Below are 17,130 nucleotides of genomic sequence, written 5' to 3' on the forward strand. Positions count from 1 at the left end.
GTAGGGAAACGGTATTGCCGTGTTCGACTCTTGGAACTCCGACTTTTAATAATTGTATAACTCTGGACAGTTTTGTAAACTGTTATGTGTGTGTTTTTCACCAGAAATAATTGTTGAAAGCCGGAACGAGAGCATCTCATTTTTGTAAAAAGCATTTTTTTCTTATAGTGCTGTCCCCGCTCGCGTATCGTATAATACGCGAGCGGGGACAGCACTGTAAATGCAAAACTGGGATGCTCCCGATGATTGATGATTTGCCTGTGTTGGCAGAATTTGGTGATTTGGTCGATTGGTAGGGCGATCGCGGTTTTCATTCAGCCTCCTCAATCTTTCTCTTGAGATTAATAACTCCATTGATTGAGAACAATAAACTGATTTTTGAGGTCATATTCTGCTGTTTCTAAATTATCAATTGCCTTAACTATCGCCTGATAACTCATATTTTTGGAAGCCTCAGAATCTTGATAAACTGCCAAAATCCCTGAATGTTCTGGGTTGGCTTGATGTAATTCCTGAAAGTCATCACAATTGCGTGTAAGCAGGACTCTTTCATTTTTTCTAGCAGCGTCTAGCACGACTGAATCGGGATGATTCATTAAATTCAGTGTATTGACTGTGGCTACATCATGACCGGCTGCTTGAAGTAGATCAACCAAATATTTTGCTTGAGAATCTTCGTCAAGCAGCATTTGTAGACTCAAGTCGAACTCCTTTTGCTTCCAATCGATAGCGTTCTTCGTCTGCTTCTAATTTTAAAAGTTCCTGATGATTCTCACAGTAATCAATCGCTTCATAGATAGCAGACAGCGGTAAATCCCAATTTTCGGCGGCTTGTTCGGGTGACATCCCATTAGCAGTCATGTCTCGCCAAATAGTCGATGCCAGTAATTTACGTCCTTTAATGTACAGTTGTTTGCGCCAAGCATGAGGACGTGCAACTAAATATTGCCAATTCTCGATTTCTGGTGTAGTTTGGAGCGATTGAACGATCGCACTTAGCAGGGCAAGGCGATCGCTGACTGAGAGTTGACAGGCTTTTTCTTTAAGCTGTTGCAAGGACATATAAAAATACTCCAACAAAGGTTGGTATCTGAATTATAGTACAAATGTCGTTTTACTGACAACTACTCGTAGCGTATCTTCTTAGATTTAATCACCTCAATTACATCATCGTGCTTTTGCCCCTCAATAATATCCTTGAGATGAATTTGCCCATTAATGTATTGAACGTGGATACGCCAACCTGAGACTTTATCGATATCAGCACGATAAATTGCCTGCTTCACACCTTTTACTTTGTGCAGTCTCGTTTTTGGAAAATTTCTGGTTCTGTGACACTCGTTGTCTTCAAGTTCTGCCAAAGCTTCCAGAAAACAAATCTTTAGCTCGTTATCTGGCAAAATCTTCATGGCTTCGTGAATAATGCCATATTCATCGCAGAGCGTAATAGTCTGTGCCATAAATAAGTTTACGAAATCTGGGCAGTTGCTAGATTGTGGTGAAGCAGATCTTGATATAAAGACTCTGCTACATCCTGATATGCTTTATTTAGTTCATCGTCTTTGACTACTCGAAAAAGAGTAAAAATAACTTGCCCAAAAATTGGATCTTCGTCAACGGCCAAAATTACTTTTAATGTTCGAGAAACCCGTAAAGTGTACAGTGAAGATTCGTAACCATTAAGATTTGACGGTAGGCGAAGGCGGCGCAGCTTACGATAGACATCAGCTTTGTGAGTTGGGAAGAGGCTGGCGCAATCGTTGATTTTGGCGATCGCTGCTGCTTTTTCAGCTTCACTCAACTTAGCAAGATCTTTCTCAAATCGCCTTGTTGACTCAATTAAAATATCCACGTTAGGAACCGCCAGTCTGATTAAGTGTATTATACCGCATTTATAGAATTTATTCTTCTAGTAGTAGAGGTTCCAAGGTGATCGGCAGTGTTGGAATTTAATTTGAGGTTTTCCAGACTTCATCTAGGTCGATGTCATCATATCGATGAATCAAGTTATCTCGCATTCTGGCGATGAGTGACCAAGGAATTTCTGAATGTTGCGATCGCAATTCCGAAGAAAGTTGTTAAAGATTCCGGAATTCAATGCGGTCATCCAGTAGATAGAGCTTATGAGATTTTCTTACTACATTTAGCCAATGACTCAGCCAACGCCAGATCCCCAATCTCAACCGTCCCAGTCTGCTCATTCCGGACGCGATAGCATTCAGACTGGGAGAGATCATGTGCATAACTCTTCTAACAGTCCCTCATCTACCTTCAACCTTTCGATTCCGACAGTGATTGTTCTGGGTGGTATGATAAGCCTGGGTCTTGTTTTTGGGCGAGGGATTGGAACCCAGCTTAACTCACCCCTATCACCCCCCAATACTCCTACTGCCCCTGCATCGATTTCTCCCAAGCCCTAGTGGTCAGGTACTTACATACAGCATATTCCATGTATATGTGGTACACACAATCTTGTGGATCTACGTGGTTAGTTGACCAAGAGTTTTGCTACGGTACTTCATGAACCTGGAATATGCTGTATTTAACTGGTCTCTAAAGCTTTTTGTCTGGACTGGACTTCGCGATATAGTAATTTATTCAATTAATATTAATGTCAAATCAACCAGAGCATAGACCAAAGTCTCAGGACGCTCACGCGGGTCGAGATATCATTCAGGTCGGTCGCGACTATATTCAGAATATTCATTACAATCTCACCTCTGGAAGTTGGATTATTGGAATTCTACAGCTACTCCCACTCGGCTTGATTACTTGGTTAATATTCAACTTATTTCTGACTGTAAAAAGTTCCTTTGTATACGGAGAGTTTTCCGGCAGTGCACTCTTAAATCAGGGGACTATAAACGTTATTTCTTCGGATAAAACACTCTTACTAAGTTCCGCCAACCAAGGTAGTCAAAGCAATGTCTATGTCTCTGTGATCGCTAACAGTATTCCACTCAGCGAATATCAGCAGGGAACCGTTCATATTGGTGAAGGGTCTGGAGTGACTGGCTTACTACATATTATCGATGTTAATGGTACTGCAACGTATCAATTAAATACAGTCGGCACAGATTTAACCTTATCATTAGACAAAAATCCTCTAACCGTGGGTGCTTTTATGGAAGGTCGGCTTCACGGTAAGGTCACGGATGGTAATAAGTCGAAACAGGTTGACTTGAAAGTAACTGTACCTGTGCAGTGAGAGACGGTTAAGATGTCTTAACAAATTGTCGCTGTTGTTTTGGCGACAATTTTTATTTATATTTTAGCGATCGTGCCTTTGACTATTTTTTAGACATCCGGTATGAGTGGCAGACGGCGAATCCGAATACGGCTTGGCTCGATCGAAATGGCAGAGCCTTGTTCTAGATCCTCCTCGCACTGAGCAATTACCATCAGCAGTAAATCCATTAATGCTTGGGCGCGTAACCTTTCAATCCGAACGCGAATAACTGAGGGAGAAACTGCTTCATCAAGTGCTAGTAATGTATGAAAATCTGCATCGAGGGTAACAACTACACGTTCCTCTTCTCTGGCTTTCTGGATGATTTCGGCATCTTCGGCTTGAGACATACCAATTTCACCAACATGGATGGTGTCGATACTTGCATCACGTAATAATGCTGCCGCAGAAAGTGGTAATCCCTGGTCAAGCAACAGCTTCATAACGATTAGGTAGTTCAATGATCCGATCGTCAAGATAAGAGGATACAAAAATTAAAGCTTGTCGGATATCTTCATCCTCTAATTCTGGAAACTCTTGATGTAGTTCTGCTCGATCGGGATAAGTTGCTAGCAGCTCGATTACCCGACGAACAGTCAGCCGAAGATCGCGAATACATGGTTGCCCATTCATTCGCTTGGGATTGCTTGTAATACGATCTATTTTCATTGATCCTAATCTCAACTCTTACTTATTATTTTATATCTCATCTTGCCAGTTCGGAAACTTAGACTGATAAATTCTCGCTTGCCTTGGGTGAAATCGCAAATCAAAATCAAGTGCGGTACAAGACATGATATAATCTAAAATACTGCAAATTGCTAGTGAATGTCAAAAGCTAAGTAGATAATTTTATATACTCATGACTATTTTTACTCTGCGATCGATCAAAAAAGACTTCGGCATCAAGGAACTCTTGACAAATGCCAGCTTCAGCCTGGATGAAGGCGATAAAGTCGGACTCATCGGTACCAACGGTTCCGGCAAATCCACGCTGCTGAAGATGATTGCGGGCTTGGAGTCGATCGACTCTGGCGATCGCTGGGTCAATCCAGGGTCTACAATTGTCTATCTCCCGCAACAGCCGGATTTAGACGAAAGTCACACGGTTTTAGAGCAAGTATTTGCCGACAGCGGCGAACAAATGGCTTTGGTGCGGGAATATGAAGAAATTTCGGATGAATTGTCCCACGGTAAAGGCGATACCGACAAGTTGATGGCGCGTCTGTCTACTGTCTCGGCGCGCATTGATGAGGTGGGCGCGTGGGATTTGGAAACTAAGGCTAAATTGATTTTGACGAAGCTGGGGATTGAGGATTTTCATGCCAAAATTGGCGACTTGTCCGGTGGCTACCGCAAGCGAATTGCCTTAGCAACGGCGCTGTTGTCTGAACCTGATGTGTTGTTGATGGATGAACCGACAAACCACTTGGATGCGCTGTCTGTGGAGTGGTTGCAGAACTATTTGAACGGCTATCGCGGTGCTTTGTTGCTGATTACGCACGATCGCTATTTTCTCGATCGCGTTACCAATCGCATCCTAGAGATCGATCGCGCCGACCTATACAATTATGCTGGCAATTACGCTTATTATTTGGAGAAAAAAGCCCTAGCGGAAGAATCCGCCGCCAGCACTCAGCGCAAATTTTCCGGAGTATTGCGGCGTGAGTTGGAATGGCTCAAGAAGGGGCCGAAAGCGCGCAGTACGAAGCAAAAAGCTCGGATCGATCGCATTAAAGATATGCGCGCAGAAGAGTTTAAAACAGCCAATGGCAAAGTCGAGATTGCTACAGCGGGCCGCCGAATTGGCAAGAAAGTCATTGAGTTGTTGAATATTCGTAAAGCCTATGGCGATCGCACTTTAATTAAAGATTTTACCTACAATTTCACTCCCGAAGACCGGATTGGGATTATTGGCTGCAACGGCGCCGGCAAATCGACGCTGATGGATATTATTACCGGACGCATTCAGCCGGATTCCGGTACTGTGGAAATTGGCACAACCATTCATATCGGTTATTTTGACCAGCATTCAGAGGATTTGACACCCAATGAAGACCAGCGGGTGATTGAATACCTCAAAAGTGTGGCGGAATTGGTGCAAACGGCGGATGGGGAAATCATTACCGCTTCTCAAATGCTGGAAAAGTTTCTGTTTCCGCCCAACCAACAGTATGCACCCATTAACAAGCTTTCAGGCGGGGAAAAGCGCAGGTTATTTCTGCTGAAAGTGCTGATGAGTGCGCCGAACGTGCTGATTCTCGACGAACCGACAAACGACCTAGACGTGCAGACTCTGGCGGTTTTGGAGGATTATCTGGAAGACTTTAACGGCTGCGTAATTGTAGTATCGCACGATCGCTATTTTCTCGATCGGACGATCGACATGGTGTTCGCCTTGGAACCTGGCGGCAATTTGCGTTTATATCCCGGCAATTACTCAGTGTATTTAGATTACAAGAAAGCCGAAGAAGCCAAAGAACTCAAAGGACAAAAAGACAAAGAAAAACTTACACGCACCGCTGAATCCAACAATTCATCAGCCAAAGTTGCTCCTCAAAAATCAACTAAAGTTTCCTTCAATGATAAGCGGGAATACGAGCAATTAGAGACTAAAATTCCGAAGCTGGAAGCAGAGAAAGCAGAGATTGAGAAGATTTTGTCCAACAATGCTCCGAGCGGGTTTGCGGAGGTGAAGAAGTTATCCGATCGTTTGGCTAAATTGACTCACGAAATTGATACTGCGACTGAGCGGTGGTTGGACTTAGCCGAACGGCTGGGGTAATTTTGGTTGTCCGAGTGTTGTGTTTGGCTCCTGTTAACAATGACAGGAGCTAGAGGAATTATAAGTAAAAAAATCCCATGCTGAAACGAATATATATTGACAATTTTCGCTGTCTGGTAAACTTTGAACTTGACTTTGATGCAATTAATCTATTTCTAGGTGCTAACGGTTCAGGTAAATCGACTGTTTTTGAAGTATTGCAAAAAATTCAAGCATTTATCAGCGGCGACAGTAAGGTAGAAGGAATTTTCAAACCTGCGGACTTCACCCGCTGGCAAACCTTACAAATTCAGCGTTTCGAGTTAGAAATTCTCGGTAATGACGGCTGCTACACATATCAATTACAAATCGATGAGTATGGAGATAAATGTCGTGTTAGGTACGAGAGTCTGCTCTTTGATAACCGACTTTTACTACAATTTGAATTCGGCGAAGTTCAACTCTATCGAGATGATTATTCGCCAGGCCCGAAATACCAGTTTGACTGGTCGCAATCTATTCTGCCTTCATTAATGCCAAGAAACGACAACACGAAGTTAACTTGGTTTAGAGAACGGATGGCGCGATTTATCATCGTGCAAGTTGTTCCCAGCTTGATGGTTGATGAAAGCAAGCAAGAACAAATGCGTTTGACTCCAAAAATGGAAAATTTTGTTTCTTGGTATCGCTACTTATCTGAAGATCAAGGTAAGGTTGCGGAAATAGGAAATATTTTAAAAGATGTTTTGAATGGATTCAACAATTTTAAATTTGAGCGAGTCAGCGAAGAAAATGTGTTGTTAAAACTGCGGTTTTCAGGAGAAACAGACAATATCAAACCAATTGAATATCGCTTGGGAGAATTGTCGGATGGACAAAAAACCCTAGTTGCTTTATATACCCTGATTCACGGTACAAAATCTGAAGACTATACTTTGTGGATTGATGAACCGGAAAACTTTTTAGCATTACCAGAAATTCAACCTTGGCTGATTGAACTTTATGACCTTTGTAACGAGGGAAAACTTCAAGCTTTACTAATTTCTCACCATCCTGAGTTAATTAACTATCTGTTAGCTTCACCGATTGGCTATTGGTTTGAGCGTCAAAGCAATGCTGCGGTTCGAGTTAAACGAATTAGTAGTGAAGTAGCTGATAATTCTGGATTGCCAGTTTCTGAATTGATTGCACGGGGATGGTTGAATGAGTCAGCGTAGAGTTCAGATTGTCATTCTCTGCGAGGACAGACAGCAGGAGGTTTTTGCCCGTCATTTCCTGAAAAAGCGAGGTTTCACAGGTCTATTTCGGACTAAGATTTGTCCGCCCGGTAGCCAATCTGGAGAACAGTATGTACGCACTCAATATCCGGTGGAAGTGAAAGCTTATCGCCAAAATAGAAACCGGGTTTCGATCGCATTAGTGGTATTAATTGATGCAGATACTGGTACGCTACAAGAGAGACTCAATCAGTTAGCTAGTATACTCGATCAAGATGCTCAGGAAAAGAGGGAATCCCATGAGGCGATCGCAATTTTCGTCCCCAAGCGCAATATTGAGACTTGGATACACTATTTGCAGGGAGAAACTGTGAATGAGGAGGATGCTTACGCAAAATATGAGAAAAATGAGGCTATTTGCAAAACCTATGTTGAGAATTTAGCCGATCGATGTTATTCTCAAAGCTTACCAGAAGATGCACCGCGATCGCTTCAGGCAGCTTGTGGAGAATTACAGCGGTTATTATCACTGTTGGATCAATGAGTTAATCAATCATAAAATCTAAAATCTAAAATCGATTGACTGCTGTCGCTGTCATCATCCCCCAAAACCAATCGATTTTGTATCGTTCAATTTCAACTTCTTGCAATCCCTCACTTTGCATCATCGCTTGACATTCAGCGACTCCATAGGTACGGAAATGAGCGCGATTAAAACATCGCAGGAAAAAGTCACAAACCTTGCAAGTTAGATAATCATAACACCAATCTGTAATCACTAGACGACCATTAGGTTTGAGAACCCGTTTTGCTTCTTGGAGTGCTTGGAATGGATCTCGAAAAAAATGAAATGCACTGGTTGAAACTACTAGATCAAAATAGTTGCTGGGAAATGGCAGGTTGTCAGCACTACCTAGTTTTAACTCCACAAATTCAGGTAGTTTCTGTTTGGCAATTTCGAGCATTTCGGCACAGGTGTCTACTCCGAAAACCTCTGCTTCTGGAGACACCTGTAACAGACGTTGAATTAAAACCCCGGTTCCACAACCAAGGTCTAAAATATGTTCCCCTTGATTAATGTCTAGACGGTTGAGTGTTTCCTCTATTGTGGTATTGATATAAAATGACCAGCGACTATCATATCGCTTGGCGAGGCGAGAATATTCTGTTTGAACTGGATCTGAGTACATGATTTTTAATTAGAAGGAAGACATAATAAGCTGTTCCGCATCTAAGTTAGGTTTTTTGTGCGGGCGAGACGCCCACCCCACAATAATTTTATCAAAATCTAAGTGAATTTTTCGGGCGAGACGCCCACTCCACAATAATTTTATCAAACTTAACTGTGAAATTTAGATGCACCTCAGCTTATTAGATGAAAGCTCGGAACTGTCTTATTTTATTTTGGATTTTACAGCCCGAGATTCTAATGTAAATCCGGGAATATCTGCTAATTCTGTTTCACTCAAACTGTACTGTTCGCAAACCAAACTCAGGCGAGTCCCAGGACTTGTAACTGCATTCACAGAATGGGTTAAGTCTCCTTGGAAATACACCAGCGTATTTGCTTCTGGCTTAATTTGCCCGACTTGTTTTTTGTGACAGCGCAACACCAACTCTCCGCCTTCGAGATTTATTGGTACTTGCACATACAATACGCTGACTGTCGCGGGCGGTTCAACTGTTTTGCAATACGATCGCAAAGATCGATCGATATGCGGATCGACGCGAGAACCTTCTTTCAGCAGTAGAGGGTTGAGGTAAAAAGCATTGCAAGCTGACTGTAGGGCTTGCTCTAGATAGGGTTTGAAGCAGGGGAATTTCTGTTCGACTTGTGCAATCTCTGAACGCTGGAATACCAGTGAAAACCCTTTTGTACCGATGAAGTCGCGGTTGAGATTATTGATGGCAAAATAAGGAGATGCGAGAATTGCTCCGCGCAAATCGTTGAGATAAGTAGTGGAGAAAGCGTTAAGATGTTTGCTATAGTATTTCAAGGAATTCAAAGGTAATGTTGACGATTTCTTTGTAACTTTTTTAAATGGCAAAAATAAATACTATTTAACTGCCATCCTAAATGTTTGGCAATATCTCATACATTAATATATAGCCTTTCTCAAAAAAGTGAGGTATGCCCGCGAGTCCTATGCTCTATGCCCTATGCCCTATGCCCATTAGTACCTCATCTTTCTGAGAAAGGCTATAACCTTCTTTTTTTATAGATGTAACTGTATTTTTTCACCAGGTAATTCTATTTGTCCCTTATATTGTATTTCAATAGTCATTGGTGTCAATTCTTGAATTCTCCAATTCTCCAATTCTTCAATCGATTAGCCGTAAAGTCAAGTTGTGTGTCTAGAGCCGGGGAAAGCCCTGAATGGGCATTGACAAAAAAACTAAAATGTGTATGAGACTAAGGCTGAGTAAAAGTGGCAGCAGAAATTAGCAGGCAAAAAGGCGGAAAACAGCTTGCTTCAGAAGTAGAGACCGGGCAATAAGTTTGCCAAAGACTAAAAATTTTGTTATGAGTTGAGCTACAATTAACCTGTTCTAAGCCAAGAATTGGTCAACATCACAAGTATCCTGTAGAAATCTGAAGTTGAGAATCTCAGAGTTGTCGAGGAGCGGGAGCCAACAAAAAACTATGCCTCAAAAAGTAATCGCCAAACAGATGTCCTTGGAATCAGCGTCCGATCCGATCGCCGTGGTGGCGACCGTCGAAACAGTGCCATCCGAAACAGTGGCAGTAGAGTCCTACGCCGATCGGTTGATGGACGAACTGTTTGAAGGAGTCGATCGAGCATTCGACGGCAGCGAGGGACTGCCAGCCGAGCAGATGCCACCAGCAGAATTCGTGGCGCTAAAATCCATCTCGGTACCTCAAATAGTTTTGTCGCAGTTGGCGCCAGAACCTCCGCGAGGCGGGGAACAAGAGGTAGCAGCGATCGCCCGCCAAGTCGCCCTAGAAACAACCAAAAAACAGTCCAAACAATCATTTGACCGAATCCTGCTAGGAGCAGCCTGTGGGTCGCTGCTTCTAGTCATGGGATTGTGGCTGGCAAGCAGGTCGGGACTGGTGCGCTTGCCCGCAGCCCCGACCCCGCAGACGCCGGCAGCAAGTGGCAAAATTGCACCAGACACCCAGTTTGTCGAATACGTGCAGCGATCGCTAGTAGCGATCGAACAAAAAAAAGCTCCTCAGGCTAACTCGCAACTTGCCACAGTTCCGGGAGCCGCAACCCCAGGAACACTCCCGAGCATTTCAATTTCCGGCGCGCCACCGGCAACCGCAGGTCTTTCGACAGCAGTCAACCGCATCGCGAATGCCCTAGAACAAGCCGCCGCCGCGCCGGGAGCACCTGCACCCCAAGTCGTAGTCATCCCTCCCCCCGCTCAGGTGACTGTGGCTCCGGCGGCTCCGACTCAGGTGAATGTGGCGGTTCCGGCAGCTTCTCAAACCGCAGCAGGTTCGCCTTCACCGTCAGCCTCTGCCTCCGGTCGCGCGATCGCCACCGCTGGCAATCGCAGTCCCCTCGCGGCTGCTGCTTCCCCCTCGGAGTCTGTGCAGCCAAAGATTTTGGCTCGCGAAACTGAATCAGCACCAGCGCCAGCAGCAGGGCAATCCGCGCCAGCGCCCCAGCAATCGGCAGCGGCTGTTACCGGCGCGCCGACTTCCGCCCAGACGCTAGTGGGGATTTTGGAATTGGGCGATCGATCGGCTGCTTTGTTTGAAGTAGACGGTGTAGCCCGCAGAATTTATGTCGGTGAAAGCATCGGCGCTAGCGGTTGGACTCTGGCAGAAATCAAAAATCAAGAAGCAGTTATCCGCAAGGGTGGAGATGTGCGATCGGTTTTTGTCGGACAAAAGTTCTAATCCGTTAGTTGACAGTTGACAGTTGTCAGTTGTCAGTTGTCAGTTGTCATATCAATTCCGGTAGCATCGTCCTGTATTCAGCTCTCTATTCTCGGACTCTGTGTCAATAGTGTTCTAGAAAGGTTAAATCACCTGACCATGCAACCGGAAACGATATCAGTTATCAGTTGTCAGTTGCGGTGCCTTGAGCGAAGTCGAAGGGTCAGTTGTTAGTAGCTAATAAATCGATCGCTGGGGAATCTCCACTGCTAAAAACGAATAACAAATAACCAATAACAAATAACCAATAACACAGAATTTTCATAAAAAATGAGCATATTTGATGATGTCAGCCGCTTTCTAGAAACCCGATTAGAAGAATTTTTGCGTAGCAACCCCCACCTGGAATTGCAGGCAATAGAAGAACAACTCAAGGAACAAGAAGAAGACACCCTGCGACTGATTCTAGAGATTCAGAAACAAGAGAAAACACTGCAAGCAGAAATTCTGTCCGCCGCCCAAGAAATTCAGCGCTGGAACGATCGCGCCAACAAAGCCAAAGCAGCTCAAAGGCTGGATCTCGCTCAAGCCGCCCAAGAGCGACAAGCAGCTTTGCTGCGTCAGGGAAATCAGCGCTGGGGACAAATGCAAGGCTGCAAAGAACGGATAGAAAAAGCCAAAGAATTGTACCGCCAAATTCAATTGCGCCGAAAAGAAGTCCGGGCCAAAGCCGCAGAAGCGAAAACTAAAACTACCGCTAAAGCAGATAAAACTGAGCAGAATTGGGATACAAAGGGTTGGAATCAGAGTTCTAATTATAACAGTTTTAAGGCGGCAGACCCTCTAGAACAAAAGTTTCAAAACTGGGAAGCTGAGGAAGAACTCGATCGCATGAAACGCAATATGGGTCGATAAGCTGCTGGGCGAGCGAGAGATAGCGTGCTATGTTCCAGAGGAGAATTTGAGGAGTGGGGAACAGTTCCGGGAAATATACAATTTAAATCCGCAACAGCCGATCGAGAGTATCCCTGTTGAACAATAATTTTTGTTAATTCTGTACCCATATATTCGTAAATATGCAATAAATCTCCAATCTCCAATCTCCAATCTCCAACGGCAGGACAGGGATTTTGGCAAATCCAGCCTATCGCTCATAACATAGGAGGAAGAGTCGCCTTCATGGCATCATAGAAACTTGTCCCTCATATCATTGAAATCGATGACAGCTCAAAAATCCCCAGTTTCCCCCGTCACCTGGATTGAAGACCGAGTGCTGCTAATTGAGCAAAACCGACTGCCCAAAGAATACGCTACAGTCGAAATTACCAACTCTCAAGATATGGCTGAGGCGATTAAAACTATGATCGTGCGAGGTGCTCCGGCGATTGGGGTAGCAGCAGCTTACGGGATGTATTTGGGTGCGAGGGAAATCGAAACGGGCGATCGCACTGAATTTCTGGCTAAACTAGAACAAGTTGGTGAATTATTGCGATCGACTCGTCCCACAGCAGTTAATTTGTTTTGGGCAATATCCCGAATGCTCAAAACAGCAAATCAAACTAGCGGTTCCGTCGAACAAGTACAAAAAACTTTGTTAGAAATGGCTAAAACCATTCAAGCAGAAGACGTACAAACTTGTAAAGATATCGGCGACAAAGGTTTAGAAGTTCTACCAGCAACACCAGAAAAATTGAACTTACTAACTCACTGCAATGCCGGTGCGTTAGCCACAGCCGGCTACGGTACAGCATTAGGTGTATTTCGTTCTGCTTGGCGAGAAGGCCGACTCGGCAGAGTTTTTGCTGACGAAACTCGCCCCCGTCTCCAAGGCGCCAAACTCACCACTTGGGAATGCGTGCAAGAAGGAATTCCCGTCACATTAATCGCCGACAATATGGCCGCCCACTGCATGAAACTCGGCATGATTCACGCCGTAGTTGTCGGTGCAGACAGAATCGCTGCTAACGGCGACGCCGCCAATAAAATTGGCACTTACAGTTTAGCAATTGTTGCCAAAGCTCACAACGTCCCCTTCTTTGTCGCCGCTCCTCTGTCAACAATTGATTTTGAACTTTCCGACGGTAGCCAAATCCCCATTGAAGAACGCGATTCAGTTGAAATGTATCAAGTTGGAACTACCCGAATTTGTCCTGAAGGAGTAGAATTTTACAATCCAGCTTTTGATGTAACTCCGGCTGCATTAATCTCGGGAATTATCACAGAATACGGCACGGTTGCTCCGGGAGATTTGAAACAGTTTCAAGCAAAACAATTAGTTTAATTGTATGTTACTCCACCGCTCAGTTCATGATTAATTTTTGCGAATAATACTGCTTTGGCTAATTAGGTCGAGCGATGAATTTGACGTGAAATATGTAGCCAAAGCCGCAGATATGTAAAGACACGGCCGTGCAGCGTCCTACCGCCATTCAAGTTTTAAGCAATGGTAAAAACATGATTTATAGCTCTCGTAACCAGCAGATAAAAATTGCGATCGCAACTCTAATTCTACCAGTTTTGTTTCCTACAGTGGCTCATGCTCAGTTGTCGCCAACCCTTAAAACTCAGGAATCAGCAGCCAAACAATATGTGGTAGAAATGAATAAAGCTCAGCAAGACTACTATCGCAATAATACGGGTTTTACAAGTTCTGTTTCTAATCTAGCTCTCGGCATTAAAGCTGACACAGCTAATTACAAATATTCAATTGATACAGTAAACAAAGCTGTATTTAATTATGCAGTGTCGAATCAATCTAATCTCAAAAGTTTTGTGGGTGGAGTCTTTTTGGCAGGAAATAAGACCCAAACAATCTTGTGTCTAAATGTTGCTTCTGGCAAGATTAAACCAGCTAAGCCAACAATGGATACTAAAGGGGTTGTAGCCTGCGGTGCTAATACAGCAAAAGTTGCTCAATAAATTATCTCTAATTGATGTGTAATTTAGCAGATAATTGGATAGTAAGTGCAGATATAGCTAAGGAGTTGCTGTCACGAGGAGCTACCTTGCTCGATGCTCGCGCACCTATTTTAAAGTGGTTTTGCCGTCTCCCGCCAGCTATTCCCGTAACTTGGCAGGAATTTTCGCGATCGCACTTTCCGCACAAAGGCAAAATTCTCGAAGATGACACAATCTTAACAGAAAAACTGCAAGCACTGGGAATTTGTCAAGACAAACCTGTAATCGCGATCGCCAATTCCGTGAAAGGATGGGGCGAAGACGGGCGGATTGTTTGGATGCTGCGAAGTTTGGGACACGAAAAAGCTGTTTTTGTAGGTGGAGGATATCAAGCTTTAGTCAAAGCTGGAATTTCTCATGTAACAGGTACAAATAATCCACCTCAGCCCGGAGATTTTATCGTATCTCGCCGCTCGACTTGGGAAATCAATCGGGATGATTTAAAAGCTATTTTAGGCAATGATAATTTAGCAGTTATTGATGCCCGAGAGCCGCGAGAATATGCAGGTAAAACACCTTACGGAGAAACGCGGGGCGGCCACATTCCCGGGGCAATTCACCTTTATTACAAACAGTTGATGGACAAGCAGGGACAACTGCTGGCTCGTGAGGAAATTGTCGAAATCTTGCAGCAGAAAGGTGTTTCGCTGTCTGCTCAAATTGTAACTTATTGTAGTGGCGGAATTAGGTCTGCGTGGTTGACTTCGGTCTTGACAAGTTTCGGCTTTGATGCTAAGAATTATGCAGGTTCAATGTGGGAATGGTCGGCTTCGCCTGCTGATAGCTATCAGTTAGAAAAAAGTCGTAGGTTGCCTCAGCTTAGAGCTTGTCAATTAGAGATATAGCGGTTCTCAGAATGATGAGGTACGTTGTTGGGCTTCAGCCCTCTTAGTTTGGTCGTAGGGTGCGTCAGCTCAGAGCTTTTTAATTATATATGAAATAACCATAGCTGACGCACCCTACTAAGCTTTGACAAAACCTGCTAATTCATTAAGAATGCAACCTTGATAAACCGACGGGTTTCAGGTTGAAGCATCTCAACCAACTTGTTCGATATACTGAGCGAGATCGTCGCGCAGGCGGCTCAGTTCGGCTTCGGTGGTGACGCGCAGGCGATCGTCCCTAACCGTAATCAGCACTTTCGCAGCAAAAGGCGTCGCCCAAATATTTGGGTTGCAGAAAACCTCCAAAAATACATCCCCTGCATACCGATATTCCATCGGTTTTTGGGGAGAAGCTTTAGCACCAGCGGTTTTGGCTGCTACGGCTTTCAAGCTGTCCATCAAAGTGGCGATCGCACTTTGCAAATCCCGCGCAGCTTCCGGGGAAAAGCTAAACGAGACAGAACCTTCAACTAAATTCAGTGTCAGCGGAGAAAGAGACATGGGCAATGAAATTTAATATACAATCGTTAATGCTAAAAAATATAGTAACCCAAAAGAAGTACGTTCCAGCTCAATTGGACTGCGAGAATGCTATTAATTGAAACTTCTCTCAACAAGCTTGGCTAAATTAATGAAAATAAATCTAGTTGCAAGCTAGATTCTATAATACTTTTAACCTTTCGTGACTTGATACGCTTTAAACTAGAAGCCAGAAAACTCGATCGCTGATAGAGGAGATTCTATGGTTGCCGATAACCGTTCCGAAGTCCGCAAGGTTTTAATCATTACCTTATTGCTAAACTTGCTAGTGATGGCAATTAAAGCAGGCGTGGGATGGCTGACTGGTTCCTTGAGTTTGCTGGCAGATGCCTTGCACAGCGTCACGGACAGCGCTAATAATATTTTAGGATTGGTAACTAATCATTATGCCAATCCGCAACCCGATCGCGATCATCCCTACGGACACCAGAAATTTGACGCTCTCGGAGCTCTGGGAATTGCAGTTTTTCTGGGAATTGCCTGTTTTGAAATTCTCAGCGGTGCTGTCGAAAGGCTGCTACACGGCGGTAAAGCTGTCAAAATATCCCCAAATGAACTGTGGATTTTGCTGCTGGTACTGGGGATTAATATTTTTGTAACTTTTTACGAGCGCAGAGTTGGCAAACGTCTCGGTAGCGCGATTTTGGTGGCTGACGCCCAACACACGATGAGCGATGTTTGGGTGACAATTATGGTCATCGGCGGGTTGATTGGTGTTTGGCAAGGTCAGATTTTCAAGATACCTCAATTGCAATCCCTGGACGTGTTTTTGTCTTTTCCAGTGGCTCTTTTGGTATTTCACAGCGGTTGGAAAGTTTTAACGGAAAATTTGCCTTGGTTGGTGGATGAAATGGCGATCGCACCGGAAGTCATCCAAGCAATTGCCATGGATGTGCCCGGAGTTGTTAATTGTCACTCGATCGCCTCTCGCGGGCTGATCGGGCGTCAAGTGTTTATTGATATGCACATGATTGTCGATGCTGTCGATGTAGAAACTGCTCACCGGATTACAGAAGAAGTTGAAGCCCGTTTGGAAGAACGTTTCAGCCCTGTACGCATCTTAATTCACGTTGAGCCGCCTGCTTACCATTCCGACCAAATTAGCTACGAGGCGCAAGAGAGGGAAGAAGGAATCAGCAAGAGGTAAGGATGAAGCAAGAAAGATTTAGGCTGTATTTCCAGTAAAAAGCAGGTTGAGTGATAAAGGAGGAAGGCGATGAAAGGCGATCGCAATTCCTCCAATTTTTTAAATCCTATCAATCTGGTGAGAGCAATCGCACTTCGTTTAGTTGTGGTTTTCCACAGGAAAAAGGGGGTTTTCCACAGAAATATGCAAGTTTTCCACAATAGCTTTAATAATTATCGGGCAAAAGACTATAGGTATAAGTTGCCAGTATTTTGGATTTCTACAGCTATTTTCTCTCGCAAGTCCCAAGGTACCAGAATTTCGACTTGCGATCCCAAAGCTCCCAACCACCTCAGCGGGTAGTAATCTCTCATTGACATACTCCCCGGCGTAAACGCGCGGGGATTCTTTACGCCTCATCGACTGATGCTACCTTTCATAGTCTTACTCTGTCTCAGCATACATTTAAGGTCGTGCCGATGCCCCATGCCGACCATTTCTATATTCCTAGCAGCGTTTTCATCTCTATCTTGCGGTAGGCCGCAACTGACGCAAAGCA

Annotated in this window: 21 protein-coding genes; 10 read left to right on the forward strand and 11 right to left on the reverse strand. The window is 44.2% G+C overall.

The annotated features are described in order from the left end of the window. Positions 1 to 341 precede the first annotated feature (341 nt). The 5 genes from JGK14_RS22600 to JGK14_RS22620 form a co-directional block, all read right to left on the reverse strand. Entirely contained in the window at positions 342 to 701 is a 360-nt protein-coding gene (locus JGK14_RS22600; RefSeq protein WP_325315510.1) for a DUF5615 family PIN-like protein, read from the reverse strand. After that, a complete protein-coding gene (locus JGK14_RS22605; RefSeq protein ID WP_293183168.1) occupies positions 679 to 1,062 on the reverse strand; it encodes a DUF433 domain-containing protein in 384 nt (127 codons plus the stop codon). The genes JGK14_RS22600 and JGK14_RS22605 overlap by 23 nt, the downstream gene beginning before the upstream one ends. Positions 1,063 to 1,124: 62 nt before the next feature. Then, a complete protein-coding gene (locus tag JGK14_RS22610; RefSeq protein WP_325315511.1) occupies positions 1,125 to 1,460 on the reverse strand; it encodes a hypothetical protein in 336 nt (111 codons plus the stop codon). 8 nt (positions 1,461 to 1,468) lie between these two features. Beyond that, positions 1,469 to 1,852, reverse strand: a complete 384-nt coding sequence (locus JGK14_RS22615) for a hypothetical protein (RefSeq protein ID WP_325315512.1) — start codon at positions 1,850 to 1,852, stop codon at positions 1,469 to 1,471. Positions 1,853 to 1,949: 97 nt separating this feature from the next. Continuing rightward, positions 1,950 to 2,063, reverse strand: coding sequence for a HepT-like ribonuclease domain-containing protein (locus JGK14_RS22620; protein WP_325315513.1), 114 nt, complete (start codon positions 2,061 to 2,063; stop codon positions 1,950 to 1,952). A gap of 548 nt (positions 2,064 to 2,611) precedes the next feature. On the opposite strand from JGK14_RS22620, the gene JGK14_RS22625 reads away from it, so the two are divergent. After that, positions 2,612 to 3,208, forward strand: a complete 597-nt coding sequence (locus JGK14_RS22625) for a hypothetical protein (RefSeq protein ID WP_325315514.1) — start codon at positions 2,612 to 2,614, stop codon at positions 3,206 to 3,208. An 89-nt stretch (positions 3,209 to 3,297) separates the two neighbouring features. On the opposite strand, the gene JGK14_RS22630 is transcribed toward JGK14_RS22625, so the two are convergent. Together JGK14_RS22630 and JGK14_RS22635 are read right to left on the reverse strand one after the other, a co-directional pair. Beyond that, positions 3,298 to 3,672, reverse strand: a complete 375-nt coding sequence (locus JGK14_RS22630; RefSeq protein WP_293183160.1) for a DUF5615 family PIN-like protein — start codon at positions 3,670 to 3,672, stop codon at positions 3,298 to 3,300. Next, positions 3,656 to 3,898 (reverse strand): DUF433 domain-containing protein, encoded by a 243-nt coding sequence (locus JGK14_RS22635; RefSeq protein WP_293192239.1) that lies wholly within the window; start codon positions 3,896 to 3,898, stop codon positions 3,656 to 3,658. Before JGK14_RS22635 ends, JGK14_RS22630 begins: the two co-directional genes overlap by 17 nt. Positions 3,899 to 4,091: 193 nt before the next feature. On the opposite strand from JGK14_RS22635, the gene JGK14_RS22640 reads away from it, so the two are divergent. The 3 genes from JGK14_RS22640 (at position 4,092) to JGK14_RS22650 (ending at position 7,754) form a co-directional block, all read left to right on the forward strand. Then, positions 4,092 to 6,014 (forward strand): ABC-F family ATP-binding cassette domain-containing protein, encoded by a 1,923-nt coding sequence (locus tag JGK14_RS22640; protein ID WP_293183157.1) that lies wholly within the window; start codon positions 4,092 to 4,094, stop codon positions 6,012 to 6,014. Between the two features lie 77 nt (positions 6,015 to 6,091). After that, positions 6,092 to 7,210 (forward strand): AAA family ATPase, encoded by a 1,119-nt coding sequence (locus JGK14_RS22645; protein ID WP_293183155.1) that lies wholly within the window; start codon positions 6,092 to 6,094, stop codon positions 7,208 to 7,210. Then, a complete protein-coding gene (locus JGK14_RS22650) occupies positions 7,197 to 7,754 on the forward strand; it encodes a hypothetical protein (protein WP_293271133.1) in 558 nt (185 codons plus the stop codon). Before JGK14_RS22645 ends, JGK14_RS22650 begins: the two co-directional genes overlap by 14 nt. Before the next feature lie 25 nt (positions 7,755 to 7,779). Here the strand turns inward: JGK14_RS22650 and JGK14_RS22655 are convergent, their stop codons facing one another. Both JGK14_RS22655 and JGK14_RS22660 read right to left on the reverse strand, forming a co-directional pair. Further along, positions 7,780 to 8,400 carry a class I SAM-dependent methyltransferase gene (locus JGK14_RS22655; RefSeq protein ID WP_293212910.1) on the reverse strand — a complete coding sequence of 207 codons (621 nt, stop codon included), beginning with the start codon at positions 8,398 to 8,400 and terminating at the stop codon, positions 7,780 to 7,782. A gap of 204 nt (positions 8,401 to 8,604) precedes the next feature. Beyond that, positions 8,605 to 9,207, reverse strand: coding sequence for a 2OG-Fe(II) oxygenase (locus tag JGK14_RS22660; protein ID WP_325315515.1), 603 nt, complete (start codon positions 9,205 to 9,207; stop codon positions 8,605 to 8,607). A gap of 647 nt (positions 9,208 to 9,854) precedes the next feature. Here JGK14_RS22660 and JGK14_RS22665 point away from each other — a divergent pair. The 5 genes from JGK14_RS22665 to JGK14_RS22685 all read left to right on the forward strand — a co-directional run bounded on the left by JGK14_RS22665 (position 9,855) and on the right by JGK14_RS22685 (position 14,866). Further along, positions 9,855 to 11,084 carry a hypothetical protein gene (locus JGK14_RS22665; RefSeq protein WP_293183147.1) on the forward strand — a complete coding sequence of 410 codons (1,230 nt, stop codon included), beginning with the start codon at positions 9,855 to 9,857 and terminating at the stop codon, positions 11,082 to 11,084. 309 nt (positions 11,085 to 11,393) lie between these two features. After that, on the forward strand, positions 11,394 to 11,978 hold the full coding sequence (locus tag JGK14_RS22670) for a TIGR04376 family protein (protein WP_293183144.1): 585 nt from the start codon (positions 11,394 to 11,396) through the stop codon (positions 11,976 to 11,978). A 304-nt stretch (positions 11,979 to 12,282) separates the two neighbouring features. Next, entirely contained in the window at positions 12,283 to 13,344 is a 1,062-nt protein-coding gene (gene mtnA / locus JGK14_RS22675) for an S-methyl-5-thioribose-1-phosphate isomerase (RefSeq protein ID WP_293219055.1), read from the forward strand. Between the two features lie 128 nt (positions 13,345 to 13,472). Beyond that, on the forward strand, positions 13,473 to 13,982 hold the full coding sequence (locus JGK14_RS22680) for a type IV pilin-like G/H family protein (RefSeq protein WP_293196663.1): 510 nt from the start codon (positions 13,473 to 13,475) through the stop codon (positions 13,980 to 13,982). Positions 13,983 to 13,996: 14 nt separating this feature from the next. Next, positions 13,997 to 14,866: a sulfurtransferase gene (locus JGK14_RS22685; RefSeq protein ID WP_325315516.1), complete on the forward strand. Its 870-nt coding sequence runs from the start codon at positions 13,997 to 13,999 to the stop codon at positions 14,864 to 14,866. A gap of 192 nt (positions 14,867 to 15,058) precedes the next feature. On the opposite strand, the gene JGK14_RS22690 is transcribed toward JGK14_RS22685, so the two are convergent. Beyond that, positions 15,059 to 15,406 carry a hypothetical protein gene (locus JGK14_RS22690; protein WP_293183136.1) on the reverse strand — a complete coding sequence of 116 codons (348 nt, stop codon included), beginning with the start codon at positions 15,404 to 15,406 and terminating at the stop codon, positions 15,059 to 15,061. A gap of 241 nt (positions 15,407 to 15,647) precedes the next feature. Between JGK14_RS22690 and JGK14_RS22695 the strand changes: the two genes are divergently transcribed. After that, positions 15,648 to 16,592: a cation diffusion facilitator family transporter gene (locus JGK14_RS22695; protein WP_293183134.1), complete on the forward strand. Its 945-nt coding sequence runs from the start codon at positions 15,648 to 15,650 to the stop codon at positions 16,590 to 16,592. Positions 16,593 to 16,819: 227 nt separating this feature from the next. Here the strand turns inward: JGK14_RS22695 and JGK14_RS22700 are convergent, their stop codons facing one another. After that, positions 16,820 to 16,945 carry a hypothetical protein gene (locus JGK14_RS22700; RefSeq protein ID WP_293183132.1) on the reverse strand — a complete coding sequence of 42 codons (126 nt, stop codon included), beginning with the start codon at positions 16,943 to 16,945 and terminating at the stop codon, positions 16,820 to 16,822. Positions 16,946 to 17,130 lie beyond the last annotated feature (185 nt).

Origin of the sequence: Microcoleus sp. PH2017_28_MFU_U_A (assembly GCF_020738035.1) — a bacterium.
In the GTDB taxonomy this organism is placed as follows: domain Bacteria; phylum Cyanobacteriota; class Cyanobacteriia; order Cyanobacteriales; family Microcoleaceae; genus Microcoleus.

Bases quoted from the DNA above. Each gene is read 5' to 3' on its own strand.
- JGK14_RS22605 (WP_293183168.1), bottom strand. From the start codon at position 1,062: ATGTCCTTGCAACAGCTTAAAGAAAAAGCCTGTCAACTCTCAGTCAGC.
- JGK14_RS22610 (WP_325315511.1), bottom strand. From the start codon at position 1,460: ATGGCACAGACTATTACGCTCTGCGATGAATATGGCATTATTCACGAA.
- JGK14_RS22625 (WP_325315514.1), top strand. From the start codon at position 2,612: ATGTCAAATCAACCAGAGCATAGACCAAAGTCTCAGGACGCTCACGCG.
- JGK14_RS22630 (WP_293183160.1), bottom strand. From the start codon at position 3,672: ATGAAGCTGTTGCTTGACCAGGGATTACCACTTTCTGCGGCAGCATTA.
- JGK14_RS22635 (WP_293192239.1), bottom strand. From the start codon at position 3,898: ATGAAAATAGATCGTATTACAAGCAATCCCAAGCGAATGAATGGGCAA.
- JGK14_RS22640 (WP_293183157.1), top strand. From the start codon at position 4,092: ATGACTATTTTTACTCTGCGATCGATCAAAAAAGACTTCGGCATCAAG.
- JGK14_RS22645 (WP_293183155.1), top strand. From the start codon at position 6,092: ATGCTGAAACGAATATATATTGACAATTTTCGCTGTCTGGTAAACTTT.
- JGK14_RS22650 (WP_293271133.1), top strand. From the start codon at position 7,197: ATGAGTCAGCGTAGAGTTCAGATTGTCATTCTCTGCGAGGACAGACAG.
- JGK14_RS22655 (WP_293212910.1), bottom strand. From the start codon at position 8,400: ATGTACTCAGATCCAGTTCAAACAGAATATTCTCGCCTCGCCAAGCGA.
- JGK14_RS22665 (WP_293183147.1), top strand. From the start codon at position 9,855: ATGCCTCAAAAAGTAATCGCCAAACAGATGTCCTTGGAATCAGCGTCC.
- JGK14_RS22670 (WP_293183144.1), top strand. From the start codon at position 11,394: ATGAGCATATTTGATGATGTCAGCCGCTTTCTAGAAACCCGATTAGAA.
- mtnA (WP_293219055.1), top strand. From the start codon at position 12,283: ATGACAGCTCAAAAATCCCCAGTTTCCCCCGTCACCTGGATTGAAGAC.
- JGK14_RS22685 (WP_325315516.1), top strand. From the start codon at position 13,997: ATGTGTAATTTAGCAGATAATTGGATAGTAAGTGCAGATATAGCTAAG.
- JGK14_RS22690 (WP_293183136.1), bottom strand. From the start codon at position 15,406: ATGTCTCTTTCTCCGCTGACACTGAATTTAGTTGAAGGTTCTGTCTCG.
- JGK14_RS22695 (WP_293183134.1), top strand. From the start codon at position 15,648: ATGGTTGCCGATAACCGTTCCGAAGTCCGCAAGGTTTTAATCATTACC.
- JGK14_RS22700 (WP_293183132.1), bottom strand. From the start codon at position 16,945: ATGAGAGATTACTACCCGCTGAGGTGGTTGGGAGCTTTGGGATCGCAA.